Consider the following 19,161-nt stretch of genomic DNA (forward strand, 5'->3'; position numbering starts at 1 on the left):
CGTGAGATGGGTACTCACCGGGATTTGATGGCGCGTCAAGGTTTGTATGCCAAACTGGCTTCGCTTCAGTTTATCAATGAGCATGCACAGAAAGTGATGGCGTGAATTTTCCGGGTTGGCGACGATTGGGCTTTCCAACAAGGTAAACTTAATAGACTAACGACCCCGCGGAATTTGCAGCGAAATCAACATGCAACAGTACCTTGACTTGATGCAGCACGTGCTGGACCACGGCACCGATAAAATGGACCGCACCGGCACGGGCACTCGTTCCGTGTTTGGTTATCAAATGCGCTTCAATCTGCAAGATGGTTTCCCGATGGTGACCACCAAGAAGCTGCACACCCGCTCAATCATTCATGAGTTGCTGTGGTTCTTGATGGGCGACAGCAATATTCGATATCTGAAAGAGAACGGTGTGAGCATTTGGGACGAGTGGGCCGACGAAAATGGTAACCTGGGCCCAGTGTATGGCGTTCAATGGCGGAGCTGGCCCACGGCTGACGGCCGTCACATCGACCAAATTTCGCAGTTGATGCAGCAAATTAAAAGTAACCCCGATTCCCGCCGCCACATCGTGAGCGCCTGGAACGTGGCTGAAATCAACAACATGAAGCTGCCGCCTTGCCACGCACTGTTTCAGTTTTATGTAGCAGATGGCAAACTGAGCTGCCAGCTGTACCAGCGCAGTGCCGACATTTTCCTGTGTGCCTTTCAACATTGCCAGCTATGCCCTGCTCACCCACATGGTTGCGCAACAATGCGACCTTGAAGTTGGCGACTTTGTATGGACAGGCGGTGATTGCCATTTGTACAGCAACCACATGGAGCAAGTGGCCGAGCAGCTTAGCCGCAAGCCCTACCCATTGCCTACACTGCAGATCAAACGCAAACCTGACAGTATTTTCGACTACAAGTTCGAAGATTTCGAAATTCTGAATTACACTTGCCACCCGCACATTAAAGCGCCAGTGGCTGTTTAAAGCATGAAAGTATCCATCGTGGCTGCAGTGGCCCAAAACGGCATTATTGGCATCAACAACAGTTTGCCTTGGCACTTGCCCGAAGACCTTGCGTTTTTCAAACAAACCACCTTGGGCCGCCCGGTACTCATGGGTCGAAAAACCTATGAATCCATTAACCGGCCTTTGCCTGGACGCTTGAATGTGGTGCTGTCGAGCAATACACACTGGAAACCTGCGCCCGCCAAAGATGGCACACCACGCAGCGTAATTACCCACCCAGCTACACTACCCGAAGGCAATTCCACTCAAATTGCCACCGCGACGAGCTTGCCCGATGCACTGAAATGGCTCTCCAGCTTTGAACAGGTATTTTTAATAGGTGGAAGTCATTTGTATCAGCAAGCGCTAGAGCAAAACTTGGTTGATGAGCTGATACTCACCGAGATACATCAAAGCTTTGAGGGCGATGCCAAGTTTCCGCAATGGAATCGCGAGCTGTTCAGGGAAGTTGAACGGATTGCCAATACAGCCACGCCGGAACGCGCGTGGGGCTTTGATTTTGTAAAATACGCAAAAGTAGACAATTAATCCGCGAAGAATTGAACCCTGTAAAGGGTTAGAAGGAGTAAACAATGGCACGTACAGTGAACTGCATTAAACTGGGTAAAGAGTCGGAAGGCTTGGATTTTCCTCCTGCACCTGGCGAGTTGGGCAAGAAAATTTTTGAGAATGTATCCAAACAAGCCTGGCAAGACTGGTTGAAACACCAAACCATGTTGGTAAACGAGAACCGCCTGAGCCTGGCGGATGCTCGCGCCCGCAAGTACCTGATGGAACAAATGGAAAAGCACTTCTTTGGTGATGGTGCCGAACAAGCTGCCGGTTATGTGCCGCCCAGCAACTAAACAGTCACCCCACAAACATTACCCCGCACTGCAAATGAGGAAAGGCCCCTAAGCCAAGGGGCTTTTTTTATTGTGCCAGCCGTTGCATACTGAAACTGTCAACCGGAGTTCTCAGCATGACCAGCTTCCAAGACAGCGTGCTGTTTCGCTATTTTTTCTTTCACTGGCTGTTTCGCGATGCCAGTGTAAAAGAGCTGTATCAACGTTCTGCAGCAATCGCTCACAACAAAGCCAACCGGCATCACCTGCTGGCCTATCTACGCCGGTGGATCGCGCTGACATTGATGATGTACTTCGCCGGGATCATGCTGGAACAGTTCAACACGCTGGCTTGCGTGTTTTTTTACACGGCTGCAGCGCTGTGCACCTGCACCATTGCAAAAATTACAGTGGCGTGGATTTTTCTGGGTAAGCACCAGCTATAAACGAACCGCGGCGCCCAACAAAAAGCCCGCAACACATTCAATGAAGCGGGCTGATTTGATCAAGGCAAACGCCTGTTTTCAAACAATCACGGGTCAGTTGTCCGAAGCTTCCTGAGCCACGACTTCCGGGCCTTGGTGGCGAACATCTCGGCCTTTTACCATGTACACGACGTGTTCGGACATGTTTTTGGAGTGATCGCCGATACGCTCAATCGCTTTGGCGATAAACAAGATCTCGATGGAACGGGAAATGGTACGAGGATCTTCCATCATGAAGGTGATCAGTTGACGCAAAATCGCCTTAAACTCATCATCGACTTCGATGTCGGCTTTCACCACCTCCGCTGCAGACACCGCATTAACGCGAGCATAGGAGTCTAATACCTTGCGCAGCATGGCAATCGCATTACTGGCGATTCGATGCAAATCGACCTTGGGCACGAAATGCTTGCCCGCATCAGCAATCATCATGCCCATGCGCGCCACTTTCTCGGCCTCATCACCAATTCGTTCCAGATCACGAATCATTTTAATCGCCACAATTACCGAGCGCAGGTCAACAGCTGCAGGCTGGCGACGGGCCAAAATATGATTGCACAACTCGTCGATCTCTAGTTCGATGTCATTGACTTCTTTTTCGCGACGAATCACGTCTTTGAAAATTTGGGTATCGGCAGCGCCCAATCCCTCGATGGCTGACACGATCTGATTCTCCACCAGGCCGCCCATCTGTAGAACGCGAGTGCGCAGCGACTCCAGTTCGGCGTCGTACTGTTTGGAGGTGTGTTCAGTCATTTGTCTTCCTTAACCGGATAATTGTTGTAACGATGCAATGTGGCACAGGCACATGACAGGAATTTGTCAAACCAACCGAATCGCTACTTTATTCTGCCATGTTCTGAACAATTATTCAGGTCTTCGTCCCGTCTGTATGCGGGATTAAAGGGTTTTTATGCCGTCTGCTGTTGCGATTAACACCACATCGGCCTTGCGTATCGCGAAAAGTCCGTTCGTCACTACACCTGGCCAGTGGTTGATCTCCTTTTCCATCGCGATTGGGTCAGAAATTTTCAAACCAGCCACATCCAGAATCACATTGCCATTGTCCGTAACAAAACCCTCGCGCAGCCTCACCTGCCCACCCAGGGCGGCTAGCTTTCGTGCAATTGCGTTGCGAGCCATGGGCAGGACTTCCACAGGTAATGGGAAAGCCCCTAATACCTCGACCAGTTTGGATTGGTCAGCGATACATACAAATTTGTCCGAAATGTCCGCGACAATTTTCTCTCGGGTGTTGGCACCGCCACCCCCTTTAATCAGACAGTTCGCTGGGTCTACTTCATCCGCACCGTCGACATAAACCGACAGGCTTTCTACATCGTTCATATCAACGATGGGCACACCTATTTCACGCAGCTTTTTCTCAGACCGCACTGAAGACGAGACCGCCCCTTTCAATTCAATACCCGACTCTGCCAAGGCATCAATAAAACAATCCACAGTGGACCCTGTACCTACCCCCAGGACCGTGCCAGGTTGAACATAGGCGAGTGCGGCCTTGGCCACCATTTTCTTAAGCGTTAAAGCATCCATGAGGGTTTTGATATTCCTGAGCGACAATGATTGATTGAGCCGAAGCGCATTCTAGTATTTTACTGGCAGAAGGAAGGCACAAATGGAAAAACCAACTGCATGCAGTTGGTTTTTCGGAGCGTTGAAGCAAAAGTAAAGCGCTTACTTCTTTTTCTGGGCTGGCAAGTCAGTGCACACGCCTTTATAAACTTCTGCGGCCATACCGACGCTTTCACACAAGGTGGGGTGTGGGTGAATGGTTTTACCGATGTCGACCGCATCAGCACCCATTTCAACAGCAAGACACACCTCACCGATCAAGTCACCCGCATTCATACCCACAATACCGCCACCCACTACCCGCTTGGTATCCTCATCAAACAACAATTTGGTGAAGCCATCGTCGGCGTTGTTGGCTATGGCACGACCTGAGGCAGCCCAAGGGAATACTGCCTTGCCCACTTTAATACCTTGGTCTTTGGCCTGGTCCTCGGTTAATCCAACCCAAGCGACCTCGGGGTGCGTATAGGCCACACTCGGAATAACCCGAGCATCGAAGAACGCTTTTTCATCCGCAGCAGCCTCGGCAGCCACGTGGGCCTCGTGCACTGCCTTGTGTGCAAGCATGGGTTGGCCTACCACATCACCGATTGCGAAAATATGAGGTACGTTGGTCCGCATTTGCTTGTCCACTGGGATGAAGCCGCGTTCGGTGACCGCAACACCCGCTTTCTCGGCGCCAATTTTCTTGCCGTTGGGTGTACGGCCCACCGAAACCAACACCATGTCATAAAGCTGGGGCTCTTTCGGGGCCTGTTCGCCTTCGAATGTCACCAGAATGCCCTTTTTCGTGGCCTCTACGCCCACGGTTTTGGTTTTCAACATAATGTTGTCAAACCGTGGCGCATTGCGCTTTTGCCAGACTTTCACCAAATCGCGATCGGCCCCTTGCATCAAGCCATCCAGCATTTCAACCACATCCAAACGGGCACCCAAGGCCGAGTACACCGTGGCCATTTCAAGACCAATGATGCCTCCGCCTATGATCAGCATGCGCTTGGGAACAAAGGGCAATTCAAGCGCACCAGTCGAATCCACAATGCGAGGGTCTTCAGGAATAAAAGGCAAATGCACCGGTTGTGAACCTGCGGCAATAATTGCCTTGTTGAACTGAATCACTTGCTTGCTGCCATCGGCCAATGCCACCTCAAGGTGATTGGCACTTAGAAAGCTGCCCACGCCTTGTACGGTTTTGACCTTGCGGCCTTTGGCCATGCCAGCCAAACCACCAGTGAGCTTGCCAACCACGCTGGCTTTGTGTGCGCGTAATTTATCAAGATCAATTTCAGGCCTGGCAAATGCAATGCCGTGCTCGCCCATGTGCTGTGCCTCCTCCAGCACTTGCGCGGTGTGCAAGAGTGCTTTGGAAGGAATACAACCCACGTTCAAACACACCCCCCCCAGGGTGCTATACCTTTCAACCAGAATGGTATTCATGCCAAGGTCGGCACTTCGGAAGGCTGCGGAATAACCACCGGGGCCCGCACCCAACACCAGCACATCGCAAGTGTGGTCAATCTGACCACTGTAACTGCTGGCTGGGCCTGCAGTTGCAACTGGTGCGCTTGGTACGGGTGCAGCAGCCGGTTGGGGCGCCGCCGCAACTGCTGGTTTTGACTCAGCAGCCGGAGCTGCTGCAGCCGCACCGGCACCACTGATTTCACAAATCTCGCTGCCCTTCGAGACCTTGTCGCCAACCTTCACCAAAAGCTTGGTCACAACGCCATCATCGGATGCGGGAATTTCCATGCTGGCCTTGTCGGACTCCACCGTGATCAAAGACTGCTCCTTGCTCACTTTGTCGCCCACTTTGACCAACACTTCAATAATTTCTACGGAATCAAAATCACCGATATCAGGAACGATCAGTTTCATATGTTCATCCCCTTACAACAGCACTTTGCGCATGTCGGCCAAAACGCCAGCAAGCTCTGTGGTGAACCGGGCAGCCATGGCGCCATCAATTACGCGGTGGTCGTAACTCAGGCTAAGAGGCAACATCAGGCGGGGCTCAAATTCCTTGCCATTCCAAACCGGTTTCATGGCCGATTTGGACAAGCCCAAAATAGCCACCTCAGGCGCATTAATAATCGGCGTGAACATGGTTCCACCCACACCACCCAATGAAGAAATAGTGAATGTGGCACCCTGCATATCAGCGCCTTTCAGCTTGCCGTCGCGGGCTTGGGCAGACAATTCACCGAGCTCATTGGCAATCTGTGCAAAGCCTTTTTGATCCACACCCTTGATAACCGGTACCACCAAACCGTTTGGCGTGTCGGCCGCAAAACCAATATTCCAGTATTTCTTCACAATCAATTTGTCGCCAGCTTCACTCAGCGACGCATTGAAGGCCGGGTACTTTTTCAGAACTGCAACACAAGCCTTCATCACGAAAGCCAACATGGTCAGCTTAACGCCTTGCTTGGCCAGTGCAGCATTGGTGTCTTTGCGGAATTGCTCCAGATCAGTGATGTCAGCCTCATCAAACTGCGTCACGTGCGGAATCATGACCCAGTTGCGGTGCAGGTTCGGACCAGACAACTTCTTGATGCGTGAAAGTTCCTGCTCTTCAATTTCACCGAACTTGGTGAAATCCACTTTTGGCCAGGGCAACAAATCGAGGCCCACACCACTGCCGCCTTTTGCTGCGCCAGCGGAGGCAGAACCCACTCCGGCAACAGCCGCCTTCACGAAGTTACGGACATCGTCGGGCGTGATTCGCCCTTTCGGACCGGTGCCTTGCACAGCGGTCAAGTTCACACCCAATTCCCGTGCAAATTTCCGAACTGACGGACTTGCGTGCGGCGCGTTCACTGAGGTTGCGGTTGGGCTGTGTGGCTCAGAAGTGGCTGGTGCCGAAGCCATCACCGGCGCAGGTGCAGAACTGACCACAGGTGCAACTGCAGCCGGCTTGGGTGCTTCATTCTTGGGTTCTTCGGCTTTGGGTGCTTCTTCTGCCTTCAGCGTCGAAGTGGCTGCCCCGCCTGAAGCTGGTTCCAGAATCAGCATCAGGCTGCCTTCTTTCACCTTGTCACCAATGTTCACCTTCATTTCTTTGACAACACCTGCCTGCGGGCATGGAATTTCCATACTGGCTTTGTCAGATTCAACGGTGATGATGGATTGCTCCGCCGCCACGGTATCACCGGCCTTCACCAACACTTCAATCACTTCCACCCCGTCAAAATCGCCGATGTCGGGTACCTTGATTTCGATTGTCATGACTATCGTCCTTTTTATGCGTAGGCTGGATTTGGCTTGTTGGGGTTAATGCCGTATTTCTTGATTGCTTCACCCACGGTGCTCAGTGGAATGTCACCCTGATCAGCCAAAGCCTTCAGCGCCGCAACCGTCACGAAATAACGGTTCACCTCAAAATGCTCACGCAACTTGGAGCGGAAATCGGAACGGCCAAAACCATCGGTACCCAGCACTTTGTATTCACGGCCTTTGGGCACGAAGGGTCGAATTTGGTCAGCAAACAACTTCATGTAGTCGGTTGACGCCACAATTGGGCCTTCGGTTTTGGCCAACATTTTTTCAACATAACTTTGTTTGGATTTCTTCTCTGGATGCAGCATGTTTTCACGTTCAACATCCAGACCTTCACGGCGCAGTTCGGTAAAGCTGGTCACAGACCAAACATCGGCTGCGATACCCCAGTCATTTTCAAGCAACTCGGCCGCTTCCAGTGATTCACGCAAAATAGTGCCTGAGCCCAGCAATTGAACACGCTTCTTGCCAGCCTTTTTCAACGCCGACTCACGGCACACATACATGCCTTTCAAGATCCCTTCTTCGGTGCCCTTCTTCAGGCCTGGCTGAGCATAGTTCTCGTTCATCACGGTGAGGTAATAGAACACGTTTTCCTGATCTTCCACCATGCGTTTCAAGCCATGCTGAATGATCACCGCGAGCTCATGGGCAAAAGTGGGGTCATAACTGACACAGTTTGGAATGGTTGAAGACAGAATATGACTGTGCCCGTCTTCATGCTGCAAACCCTCACCATTCAATGTGGTGCGTCCTGCTGTACCGCCCAAAAGGAAACCACGCGCCTGCATGTCGCCCGCAGCCCAGGCCAAATCGCCCACACGCTGGAAACCAAACATGGAGTAGTAAATGTAGAACGGAATCATCACGCGGTTGTTCGTGGAATACGAGGTGGCAGCAGCAATCCAGGAACTAAATGCGCCTGCTTCGTTAATGCCCTCTTCCAGAATTTGGCCTGCTTTGTCTTCCCGGTAGTACATCACCTGGTCTTTGTCGACAGGCTCGTACAACTGGCCTTGTGACGAATAAATACCCAACTGGCGGAACATGCCTTCCATACCAAACGTGCGGGCCTCATCGGGGACAATTGGCACAATACGCTGACCGATTTCCTTGTCGCGCACCAGTGCAGTCAATACGCGCACAAATGCCTGGGTGGTCGAAATTTCACGACCTTCCTTGGTGGGTTCCAGCACGGCTTCGAATGCATCCAGGCCAGGCACTTTCAGTTTTTCATCAGCCTCGCGACGGCGCTTGGGCAGATAACCCCCCAAGGCATGACGACGTTCATGCAGGTACTTGATTTCTGGCGCATCGTCGGCAGGTTTGTAGAAAGGCACGTCTTCGATAATGTCGTCGGACACTGGAATATTGAAGCGATCGCGGAATTCCTTGATCGATTGAATGTCCAGTTTCTTTTGCTGGTGAGTGGTGTTTTTGCCCTGACCCACTTTGCCCATGCCGAAACCCTTCACGGTTTTGGCCAGAATGACAGTCGGCTGACCTTCATGTTTCATGGCGGCGTCGTAGGCGGCGTAAACCTTGTGCGGGTCGTGACCACCGCGGTTTAAGCGCCAGATGTCTTCGTCGGTCATGCGGGCAACCATTTCGAGCAACTTGGGGTGCTTGCCGAAGAAGTTCTTGCGCACGTAGGCGCCGTCGTTGGCTTTGCAGTTCTGGTATTCGCCATCCACCATTTCGTTCATGACTTTGCGCATCAAGCCATCTTTGTCGCGGGCCAACAATTCGTCCCAGTAGCCGCCCCAAATGACTTTGAGCACATTCCAGCCTGAGCCGCGGAATTCACCCTCCAGTTCCTGAATGATCTTGCCATTGCCGCGCACCGGGCCATCCAGGCGCTGCAAGTTACAGTTCACCACGAACACCAGGTTGTCCAGCTTTTCACGTGCGGCCATGCCGATCGCGCCCAGCGATTCAGGTTCGTCCATTTCGCCGTCGCCACAGAACACCCACACTTTTCGCTTGGAGGTATCGCAAATGCCGCGAGCATGAAGATACTTCAGGAAACGGGCCTGATAAATACCCATGAGCGGGCCAAGACCCATCGACACCGTCGGGAACTGCCAGAAATCAGGCATCAATTTCGGGTGCGGATAGCTGGAAAGGCCCTTGCCATCGACTTCCTGACGGAAGTTGTTTAACTGCTCCTCAGTCAAACGACCCTCCAGAAAAGCGCGAGCATAAATACCGGGTGACACATGCCCCTGGAGGTACAACAGATCGCCACCGTGGTTTTCATTCTCAGCATGCCAAAAATGATTGAAACCAACACCAAGCATGGTTGCCAGTGAAGCAAAGGAGGCAATGTGACCACCGAGATCACCGCCATCGGGTGGGCTTTTCTTGTTGGCGCGCACCACCATGGCCATGGCATTCCATCGCATCCATGAACGAAGACGTTCTTCGTATTCCATATTGCCCGGGCAACGTGTTTCAAGATGTACCGGAATGGTGTTCACGTATTCAGTATTGGCCGAGAACGGAATAAACGCACCACTCAGGCGCGCTTTGGCAATCAGTTGTTCAAGCAAGTAATGCGCGCGCTCTGGGCCTTCACGCTCCAGCACGGCCTCCAGGGCATCAAGCCATTCTTGGGTTTCTTGGAAATCGGGATCGTCCGATCCGGGGAAATTGAGTTGCGCTGACATTGCTTCCTCCTTGGGTCTCTGGGTTCTTTTGCAGAAACACGAGCTTTTGGCTGTATTTCCTGTTGATATTAGAGTATCACACCTAATTTAAAAAGTTTCAAATTATGATTTGAGTTTTCATATTATGGAATATCTAAGGATTTTCCCGAATCACCCTGAATCCATTTCCCTCACAGGGCTGCTTGTTTGTACACTTCAGACATCTTCAGAAATTCGAGACAAAGTCGACCGTGCGCCTCAGCGATCAACCCCGTACAAGCCCTCTGGTTTGGGCCACCCCGCTGGTGGGCATTATTCTGTTTTTGCTCGCGATGGGCGCTTTCTTCTATACCCTTCACTCGGAAGATCAGAATCAGACGCAATTGCGCGTCATTCGTGATGTGGAACTGGCCCGGCAAACCATTCGTACCCGCTTGCTGGCCTCGCAAGAACGCCTGAACCAGATTGCTCGCGGGTTTGAGCAGAACAGCACCGATGTGGAAGGTTTCCGCTTTTCAGCCCAAGCGCTGCTCAATGAATTTCAGGAGATCAGCAGCATTCTGATCATTGATGAAGAAAGACGGGTGACCAATTTGGCGTTGCCCAGTTTGCGCTCATCCGAAGTACTCCACCCCCTTTACCAAACCATTGAAGATGCCGAAAGTTATTGGGCATTCAACACGGCCAGGGAAACCCGATTGCCAGTTTTTTCAAGACCGTTTCTTGACCCGTCCGGAAAGGTATTCATCGAAGTACACAGTCCAATTTTCAGCAAAGGGGACTTCATCGGCACAGTGGCCGCAACCATCCCATTGGGTTCGCTGCTGAACGATGCAGTACCCGAGTCCTTTGTTCAGCTTTACCTGGTCAGTATTGTGGACGGGGGCGGCAACCCGGTCGCGTCCAATGTCAGTCGATCGATCGACAATGCAAAGTTGAGTCACGAAGTTCCGCTGGACCCGCCCGGTCATGGCCTGAAACTTCGTGCCGTGCTTTACAAGACCAACACAGAGTTGTTTTCCAACATGCTTGCATGGGCGGTGTTTGGACTTTCCCTGGTGATCGTGTGGAGTTTTATCTTGTTGTTTCGACATGCGAAACTTCGCAGTCAAGCTGAGAAGCGTTTGCTGGCCGAAACCAAGTTTCGACGGGCGATGGAGGACTCTGTAGTTACCGGTATGCGGGCCATCGACATGCAGGGTCGCATTACCTATGTAAACCCTGCTTTTTGCCGAATGACTGGCTACAAGGAAACCGAGCTGGTGGGTATGGCCCCACCCTTTCCGTATTGGCCTGACCGATCCTATGAAGAACAGCAAACCAACCTGGATTTGATTTTGTCAGGCAATGCGCCACAAAAAGGCATTGAAGTACAGGTTCGCAGACGGGACGGCAGCGTGTTTGACGCACGCATGTATGTGTCACCCCTGGTCGACAGTGAAGGCCAGCAAAGCGGCTGGATGACTTCGATGACTGACATTACCGAGCCGCGTCGAATTCGCGACGAACTGGCGGCGGCCCATCGGCGATTTGTTCGCATCCTTGAGGAACTGGATGCTGCCGTGTGTGTGCAAGGCCCAGACGCCGGCGCTGACGAGTATATTTTTGTGAACAGGCTACATCGCGAGTGGTTTGGCACGGCCACACCACCCCGAATGTCGAAAAACCGTCGGAACCGGATCAATTTGTATGAACCTTTTGAATGGCTCAACCCGGTCTCTCAGCGTTGGTATGAGGTTCGGAGGCGATCCATTTCATGGGTCGATGGCGCAACCGTGGTGATGCAAGTGGCCACAGACATTTCTTCACGCAAGGAGGCCGAAGAGATGTCGCGACAGCAACAGGAAAAGTTGCAGTTCACTTCCCGATTGATCACCTTGGGCGAATTGGCCTCCTCGTTGGCCCACGAAATTAATCAGCCACTGGCCGCGATTTCCAACTACAACATGGGCAGCGTGACCCGACTCAGAGCCGGAAAAGTGAGCCCCGAAGACTTGCTGCCTGTCCTTGAAAAAGTAAATGTACAGGCACAGCGCGCGGGCGATGTGATTCGTCGAATTCGCGAATTCGTCAAACAGCAGGAACCCAAACGCGGTCCCTGCCCCATCGGCAAGATCATTGAAGACGCGATCAGCTTTTCCCGCCTTGAGGCCAAGCACCAGTCTGCCCGCATTGAGATGAACCTGCCCAATGCACTGATGTCGGTAGTAGCCGATCCGGTGTTGATTGAGCAAGTGCTGATGAACCTGATCAAAAATGGCCTTGAAGCGATGAGCCACTTGCAGCCTGAGCAAAAATTGATCGAAATTCAGGTCGGTCAATCGGCTCAGTTCGCCCTGATTGAAGTTCGGGATCATGGCGTGGGGGTGCCCGAAGACATCCGTCAAAGGTTGTTTGAGTCGTTTTTCACCACCAAATCCGATGGAATGGGTATGGGCCTGAACATCTGTCGTACTATTATTGAGTATCATCAAGGCCAATTATGGGTAGAACCCGCGCAAGGCCAGGGCAGTGTCTTCAAGTTCACGCTGCCATTGGCCGAAGACTCGGTGCTTGCGCACGTCAACCCACCTGTTATGGAATAAAGCCAATGCTCCACACTCAGCCACGCCCCACCGATATGCAAGAAACCGTGTTCATCGTGGATGACGATGAGGCGGTACGGGATTCTCTTCAATGGCTAATTGAAACCGAGGGCTATCAGGTGAAAACCTATGAAGACCCAGAATTGTTTCTGGAGCAACTGGTGTGGCCCCTCCCGTGTGTATTGTTGCTGGACATTCGCATGCCCAAACTCTCGGGCCTCGAGGTTCAAAAAACACTGAACGAACGTGGCATACCCATTCCCATTGTATTTATCACTGGTCATGGCGATGTCACACTGGCTGTGGAAACGATGAAAAATGGTGCAGTTGATTTCCTCGAGAAGCCATTCGATGAAGGCAAAATCAAAGACCTTATCCACCAGCACATGCAACTGGCCCACGAGCTTGCCCAAAACGCCAAGCTCGATGAGCAGATCAACAAACTCTATTCCAAATTGACCACACGTGAATTGCAGGTGCTGGAGCGGATTGTATCGGGCCGGCTGAACAAGCAAATTGCTGATGATCTGAACATCAGTATCAAAACTGTGGAAGCGCACCGCGCCAACATCATGGACAAATTGCAGGTGACCACTGTGGCGGATTTGTTGAAAATCGCCTTGCGCAAATCACCGGAACTGGCACAACCCTGAACACCACCAACGAGGCCCGCCAGATACCTTTGCTGGGCCTCGTTCAATTGAACCATTTCAAATTTTCGAACTCATTTAATCATGTCTGCACAAATCATCAGCGGAACCGAATTGGCCGCCTCCATTCGAGAAACCATTGCCCAGCGCGCTGCTGAATTGACAGCCCTTGGCCACCAGCCCGGTTTGGCGGTAGTGCTCGTGGGCGAAGACCCGGCATCGCAGGTTTACGTGCGCAACAAGGTATCAGCCTGTGAAAAAGCCGGCTTCAAATCGGTGATGCACCGCATGCCGGAAAACACCAGCCAGGACGCGCTGGTCGGTCTGGTCGAACAACTGAATGATGACCCCACCATTCACGGTATTTTGGTGCAATTGCCCTTGCCAAAACACCTGGACTCCCATCTGGTCATTGAATCCATCAGTGCAGAGAAAGATGTCGATGGTTTTCACGTCAGCAATGCTGGTTTGTTGATGACTGGCAAACCACTGTTTCGCCCCTGCACACCCTATGGTGTCATGAAGATGCTTGAGCTGACAGGAATCGAATTGCGAGGTGCGGAGGCGGTTGTAATCGGTGCCAGCAATATCGTGGGTAAACCACAGGCGATGTTGTTGCTTCAACAAGGCGCCACTGTAACCTTGTGCAACAGCAAAACCAAGGACCTGAAATCCCATTGCCAACGCGCGGACGTCCTTGTCGTTGCGGTGGGTCGCCCCAATATGATTACCGGCGACATGATCAAACCGGGTGCTGTCGTGATCGATGTCGGCATCAACCGTTTGCCGGATGGCAAACTGTGCGGCGATGTTGATTTTGATTCGGCCAAGGAAGTGGCTGGCTGGATTACGCCAGTGCCCGGGGGTGTTGGCCCCATGACCATCACCATGCTGTTGCAAAACACAATTGAAGCGGTAGAACGCAGTATTTAACAGCGACGTTCAAGTATTTTTTGTAGGACCCCAAGACCATGAGCATGAAAATGGACACGAACAATCCCTTACTCGACTTTTCCGGACTGCCCCGTTTTTCGGACATCAAGACTGAGCACGTGGAACCCGCCATTGACACCTTGCTCGCCGCTGCGAAAAAGCAGCTGGAGATTACAGCCAACACCTCGCCAGAGAAAGCCACTTGGGACGAAACTTTGCTGCCACTCGACATCGCCTGCGAACAACTGAGCCGCGCTTGGGGTGTGGTGGGGCACTTGCATTCGGTGGCTGACACGGAAGAACTTCGCGCAGCCTACAATGCCTGCCTGCCTAAAACCACCGAGTTCTGGACCATGGTTGGGCAAGATGAGCGCCTGTACGCCATTTACAAAGCCATTGAACAGAGTGATGCGGCCCAACAATTCACGCCGGCACGCCTGAAGGTGCTGGCCAATTCCATTCGTGGTTTCAAACTGGGCGGGGCTGAGCTGCCCGCTGACCAAAAACCACGTTACGCGGAAATTCAGGATCGTCAGGCCGCCATAACGGCAAAGTTTTCCGAGAATGTGCTGGACGCCACCAATGCCTTTGAGTTGATCGTGACCGACAAAGCTGATTTGGCAGGCATTCCTGAATATGCAGTGCACGCGGCCGAGGAACTTGCAAAATCGGAAGGCAAAACAGGCTATAAATTTACCCTTCAATTTCCATCTTACTTTCCTGTGCTGCAATACGCCGAGAAACGCGAGTTGCGTGAGACGCTTTATGAGGCCTATGCCAAACGCGCATCCGAATTTGGCCCAACCGAACTTGACAACACTGCCCTGATTCGCGAACTGCTACAACTTCGCCTTGAGGAAGCCCAAATGTTGGGTTACCGTAATTTCGGTGAACTGAGCCTGGTCCCAAAAATGGCCAACACGCCCGATGAAGTGGTCAACTTCCTGCGTGAACTGGCCACCAAAGCGAAACCATTCGCGGTACGCGACCTGGAAGAGATCAAGGAGTTCGCCAAAACAGAACTTGGGCTGGACGATCTTCAAAGCTGGGACATGAGCTATGCCTCTGAAAAACTGAAAGAAAAGAAATACGCTTTCAGTGATCTGGAGGTGCGCCAATACTTTCAGGAGGACCGTGTGTTGGACGGCCTGTTCAAGCTGACAGAAAAATTGTTCAGTGTCCAAATCGTCAAAGCCCATGCCGACACCTGGCATCCTGATGTGCGCTTCTTCGAAGTGCAGAAGGAAGGCAAAGCCATTGCGCATTTCTATCTGGACCCCTACGCAAGGGCCAGCAAACGCTCTGGCGCCTGGATGGACGATGCCCGAGGCCGCAAGCGCACCGAGCAAGGTGTGCAAACACCCGTGGCCTATCTCACCTGTAACTACACCAAACCGGCGGCCGGAAAAGCAGCGCAATTGTCACATGATGATGTGCAAACCCTGTTCCATGAATTCGGACACGGCATTCACCACATGCTGACCCGCGTGGATGAACTGGACGTAGCCGGCATCAACGGCGTGGAATGGGATGCGGTGGAATTGCCCTCTCAATTCATGGAAAACTTTGCCTGGGAATGGAGTGTGGTTGAATCGCTCACCGCACATGAAACCACAGGCGAACCCATGCCCAAGGCCCTGTTTGACAAAATGGTAGCCGCAAAGAATTTCCAGAGCGGTCTGCAAACACTACGTCAAATCGAGTTCTCGCTGTTTGACATGCTTGTTCACACTGAATTTGACCCACATGGTGAAGCAAACATTCTTGACCTTTTAGGCCAGGTGCGCAAAGAAGTGGCTGTGCTGGTTCCGCCAGCCTACAACCGCTTCCCGAATTCGTTCAGCCATATCTTTGCTGGTGGTTACGCAGCTGGTTACTACAGCTACAAGTGGGCGGAAGTATTGTCTGCGGATGCGTTTGCCATGTTCGAAGAAAACGGTGTGGTCAGCCCTGAAACCGGCAAAAAATTTCTGGAAGAAATTTTGTCGGTGGGCGGTAGCCGCCCTGCTGCTGAATCGTTCAAGGCTTTCCGAGGCCGAGAGCCAAGCATCGACGCCCTGCTTCGCCACACAGGCATGGTCGATCAAAGGCAGGCCGCTTGATGGTTGATCAATTGTTTGACAAGGCTGCCAGTATTCGATTGGCCACCTGGAACGTGAACTCGCTCAAGGTGCGCCTGCCACATTTGCTTCAATGGCTTGAGAGCAATCCGGTCGACCTTCTAGGTCTGCAAGAACTGAAACTGACCGACGACAATTTTCCCGTGGCTGAACTGGAGGCTGCGGGTTACGGCGCTGTATTTGCCGGACAGAAAACCTACAACGGTGTGGCCATTCTGTACAAAAAAGCCACCATGCCGGAACCGGTTGATGTTCAGGTTAACCTGCCAAGCTTCCCTGATGAGCAAAAGCGCGTAATTGCCGCTTCGTTCGGAGATCTGCGTTTCATTAGCGCTTATGTGGTGAACGGCTCGGAGGTGGGCTCGGACAAGTTTGAGTACAAGAAAGCCTGGCTTGATGCCTTACTGAAAGACTGCGAGGCTTGGTTGGCCCGATATCCCAAACTAGCGCTGGTAGGTGATTACAACATCGCGCCCGATGATCGTGATGTGCACGATCCCAAGGCTTGGGCTGGCCAAGTGCTGTGCTCGGAGGATGAGCGCACTCGCTTCAATACACTGCTGGGCTTAGGTCTGGTTGATAGTTTCAGGCTGTTCGAGCAAGCCGAGAAAACCTTTTCCTGGTGGGATTACCGTATGCTGGGTTTTCAAAAAAACAAGGGGCTGCGAATTGACCATGTGTTACTTTCAAAGCCTTTGGCCGAACGTTGCACAGCCAGCTTTATAGACCGTGCGCCCCGTAAATGGGAAAAACCTTCTGACCATGCCCCTGCCGTGGCAACCCTATCGAAATAACACCACCTCTCCCCCTGCAAAAGGGGGAACACCTTGGTAAAACAGGCTATTTACCCCTCTAATTAGGCAATTAGCAAGGGGTAGGCGATGCGATGATCGAAGCTGTTCATAACCTTCCCAATCGCTTCACACCATGAACCTAAAGACTCTGCCCCTTTCCAAACAAATCAGTTTTACCAGTGCTGCCTTGGTGGCCTTGATTGTATTGAGCTTGGTCGGCATTACGGCTGCTTACACTTTCAATGCAGCAACAGCCCGAACCGAACGCGCTGTATCAACCCAGGCCGAAGGTTTGCGACAAACCATGGATATCGCCTACAAGCTCTCAGAAAGTTCTGTGACCCAACTTGCAGAGTTGTTTGAAGTTGAATTCAACGGAGAGTTGCTGGTTGACCCTGAACAGCAGATTTCGATTACACCTGAAATTGACGGGCCTATGGTGACGCTGGATTCGACCTTCATTACTGGCAACTATGGTGTTGTGGACAATTTCACAAAAATGACCGGTGGTATCGCGACCGTGTTTGTTCGCACAGGTGATGATTATTTGCGAATTTCAACCAGCCTGAAAAAAGAAAATGGTGAACGTGCGGTGGGTACCAAGCTCGATCGCAGCCACCCAAGCTATGCCAAGATAATTAAAGGCGAAACCTACGTAGGTGAGGCACTGCTGTTTGGTAAGCGTTATATGTCGAAGTACTTGCCAATAAAAAGCACTGACGGCCAACATGATCTGGTGCTTTACATTGGGTTTGACATGACCAACCTGTTTGCTGACGTTCAAAATGCGGTGTTGAGCACACGCATTGGTGAAACCGGCATTCCCTATGTGTTGTACACCGCAGGTGCCAATGCAGGCAAAGTGATGATTCACTCGCAATTCAAAGGTGATGAGTTCAAAGAGCTGGCCGCCAAAGAATCTGACCTTCAGGGCCTGCTCGACAAAATGACCAAAGAAGACAGCGGCATTACCCAAATTAGCTGGACCAATCCGATATCGGGTGAAAACCGCACCGAGTTTGTTGCATTCACCAAGGTACCTCAGTGGGGCGGTGCGGCCATTGTTGCACCGGCGCTTACTTCGGAGATGTTCAGCACGATTTACGCCATGTCGGGCATGATGGTGATCATGGGTCTGATTGCTTCCGCCGTGATCGCGTTTGCCTTGTTCTGGGTCACCAGCCGCCTGACCAGCTCAACCAAGGTTCTCACAGCCTTGGCATTGAAACTGGGTAACGGCGACATGACTGCACGTGCGGATGATGAAGTGACCAACGGCAACGTGTCGACCAAAAACGAAATTAGCCTTCTGGCCCGCAGCATGAACCGCATGGCCGAAAGCATGGAACAAGCCTTGGGCGCTGTAAAACGCAGCACCGACCAGGTTCAAGAGGCCTCAGAGGATCTGGTACAAACCAGCGAGGAACTCAGCAAGGGTGCGGCTTCCGGCAGCGATGCTGCTTCAGGCATGGCCGCTGCGGTTGAGGAAATGTCTTCCTCGATTTCCAGCGTGGGTGAATCCGCCACTGAAGCCAAGGACGTCAGCAATAAGGCGCGTCAACTGGCAGACGACGGTTTGGGTGCGATCAATTCCGCCACACAACAAATGCACAAAATTTCTGAAAATGTACAAGGTACCGCCAGCGTTATTCAACAGTTGGGCGAACAATCCAGAGAAATTTCAGAGATCGCCCTGATCATTAAAGGGATCGCAGAGCAAACCAACTTGCTGGCCTTGAATGCTGCCATCGAAGCGGCTCGCGCGGGGGAACAGGGACGAGGCTTCTCGGTGGTGGCGGATGAAGTGCGCAAGCTGGCTGAACGCACCCGCAAGTCGACCGATGATATTCACGGCATGATTGAAGCCATTCAAAACAGCTCTGGCGTGGCAGTCAATAATATGGACATGGCAGTGGAAAGCGTGAAAAAAGGTGTTGAGCTTGTAGACCGCGCCGGTCAGGCCATGAACCAGATCACGGCAGATTCCTCGGCCGTGGCCCATTCGGTTGAAAACATTCATGCGGCCCTGCTTGAGCAAAACCAGGCATCGGAAAGTATTGGGCAACAAGTGGAAGTTGTGGCTCAATTGTCGGAAGGCAATCTGGACATGGCCCGCCGTGCAGCCAATGCCGTGTCAGGCCTGAAAGGCGTGGCAACAGACCTGTCCAACATCCTGAAAAAGTTCCAGGTCAAGAATATGTAAGTGGAACACCAACCCGCAAAAAAGC

General features: G+C 52.1%; 14 protein-coding genes and 1 pseudogene. 10 read left to right on the top strand and 5 right to left on the bottom strand.

From position 1 onward, the window contains the following. Window positions 1–190: 190 nt before the first annotated feature. The 4 genes and pseudogenes from thyA (at window position 191) to A0129_RS11835 (ending at window position 2,295) form a co-directional block, all read left to right on the top strand. Window positions 191–983, top strand: a pseudogene (thyA, locus tag A0129_RS11820) (thymidylate synthase). Between the two features lie 3 nt (window positions 984–986). Next, entirely contained in the window at window positions 987–1,553 is a 567-nt protein-coding gene (locus tag A0129_RS11825) for a dihydrofolate reductase (protein WP_291715211.1), read from the top strand. A gap of 44 nt (window positions 1,554–1,597) precedes the next feature. Continuing rightward, the gene (locus tag A0129_RS11830) at window positions 1,598–1,870 is read left to right on the top strand and encodes an oxidative damage protection protein (RefSeq protein ID WP_291715213.1); all 273 of its coding nucleotides are present in this window, start codon (window positions 1,598–1,600) and stop codon (window positions 1,868–1,870) included. 116 nt (window positions 1,871–1,986) lie between these two features. Continuing rightward, on the top strand, window positions 1,987–2,295 hold the full coding sequence (locus A0129_RS11835) for a hypothetical protein (protein WP_291715215.1): 309 nt from the start codon (window positions 1,987–1,989) through the stop codon (window positions 2,293–2,295). Between the two features lie 93 nt (window positions 2,296–2,388). On the opposite strand, the gene phoU is transcribed toward A0129_RS11835, so the two are convergent. The 5 genes from phoU to aceE all read right to left on the bottom strand — a co-directional run bounded on the left by phoU (window position 2,389) and on the right by aceE (window position 9,872). Beyond that, the gene (gene phoU / locus A0129_RS11840; RefSeq protein WP_105028868.1) at window positions 2,389–3,090 is read right to left on the bottom strand and encodes a phosphate signaling complex protein PhoU; all 702 of its coding nucleotides are present in this window, start codon (window positions 3,088–3,090) and stop codon (window positions 2,389–2,391) included. Between the two features lie 144 nt (window positions 3,091–3,234). Beyond that, entirely contained in the window at window positions 3,235–3,888 is a 654-nt protein-coding gene (rpiA, locus tag A0129_RS11845) for a ribose-5-phosphate isomerase RpiA (protein WP_291715217.1), read from the bottom strand. Between the two features lie 141 nt (window positions 3,889–4,029). After that, complete coding sequence (lpdA, locus tag A0129_RS11850; protein ID WP_291715219.1) at window positions 4,030–5,802, bottom strand: dihydrolipoyl dehydrogenase; 1,773 nt, start codon at window positions 5,800–5,802, stop codon at window positions 4,030–4,032. 12 nt (window positions 5,803–5,814) lie between these two features. Next, window positions 5,815–7,152: a dihydrolipoyllysine-residue acetyltransferase gene (aceF, locus tag A0129_RS11855; RefSeq protein ID WP_291715221.1), complete on the bottom strand. Its 1,338-nt coding sequence runs from the start codon at window positions 7,150–7,152 to the stop codon at window positions 5,815–5,817. Between the two features lie 14 nt (window positions 7,153–7,166). Continuing rightward, window positions 7,167–9,872, bottom strand: coding sequence for a pyruvate dehydrogenase (acetyl-transferring), homodimeric type (gene aceE, locus A0129_RS11860; RefSeq protein WP_291715223.1), 2,706 nt, complete (start codon window positions 9,870–9,872; stop codon window positions 7,167–7,169). A 230-nt stretch (window positions 9,873–10,102) separates the two neighbouring features. Here aceE and A0129_RS11865 point away from each other — a divergent pair, with 230 nt between their 5' ends. The 6 genes from A0129_RS11865 to A0129_RS11890 all read left to right on the top strand — a co-directional run bounded on the left by A0129_RS11865 (window position 10,103) and on the right by A0129_RS11890 (window position 19,136). Continuing rightward, the gene (locus A0129_RS11865; RefSeq protein ID WP_291715225.1) at window positions 10,103–12,436 is read left to right on the top strand and encodes a PAS domain-containing sensor histidine kinase; all 2,334 of its coding nucleotides are present in this window, start codon (window positions 10,103–10,105) and stop codon (window positions 12,434–12,436) included. A 5-nt stretch (window positions 12,437–12,441) separates the two neighbouring features. Next, window positions 12,442–13,089, top strand: coding sequence for a response regulator (locus tag A0129_RS11870; RefSeq protein WP_291715227.1), 648 nt, complete (start codon window positions 12,442–12,444; stop codon window positions 13,087–13,089). Window positions 13,090–13,170: 81 nt separating this feature from the next. After that, window positions 13,171–14,019 (top strand): bifunctional methylenetetrahydrofolate dehydrogenase/methenyltetrahydrofolate cyclohydrolase FolD, encoded by an 849-nt coding sequence (gene folD, locus A0129_RS11875; protein WP_291715229.1) that lies wholly within the window; start codon window positions 13,171–13,173, stop codon window positions 14,017–14,019. Window positions 14,020–14,057: 38 nt separating this feature from the next. Then, a complete protein-coding gene (locus tag A0129_RS11880; RefSeq protein WP_291715231.1) occupies window positions 14,058–16,121 on the top strand; it encodes a M3 family metallopeptidase in 2,064 nt (687 codons plus the stop codon). Then, complete coding sequence (gene xth, locus A0129_RS11885; RefSeq protein WP_291715233.1) at window positions 16,121–16,933, top strand: exodeoxyribonuclease III; 813 nt, start codon at window positions 16,121–16,123, stop codon at window positions 16,931–16,933. The genes A0129_RS11880 and xth overlap by 1 nt, the downstream gene beginning before the upstream one ends. A gap of 133 nt (window positions 16,934–17,066) precedes the next feature. Beyond that, window positions 17,067–19,136: a methyl-accepting chemotaxis protein gene (locus A0129_RS11890; protein WP_291715235.1), complete on the top strand. Its 2,070-nt coding sequence runs from the start codon at window positions 17,067–17,069 to the stop codon at window positions 19,134–19,136. Window positions 19,137–19,161 lie beyond the last annotated feature (25 nt).

Origin of the sequence: Limnobacter sp. CACIAM 66H1, from assembly GCF_001601825.1 — a bacterium.
In the GTDB taxonomy this organism is placed as follows: domain Bacteria; phylum Pseudomonadota; class Gammaproteobacteria; order Burkholderiales; family Burkholderiaceae_B; genus Limnobacter.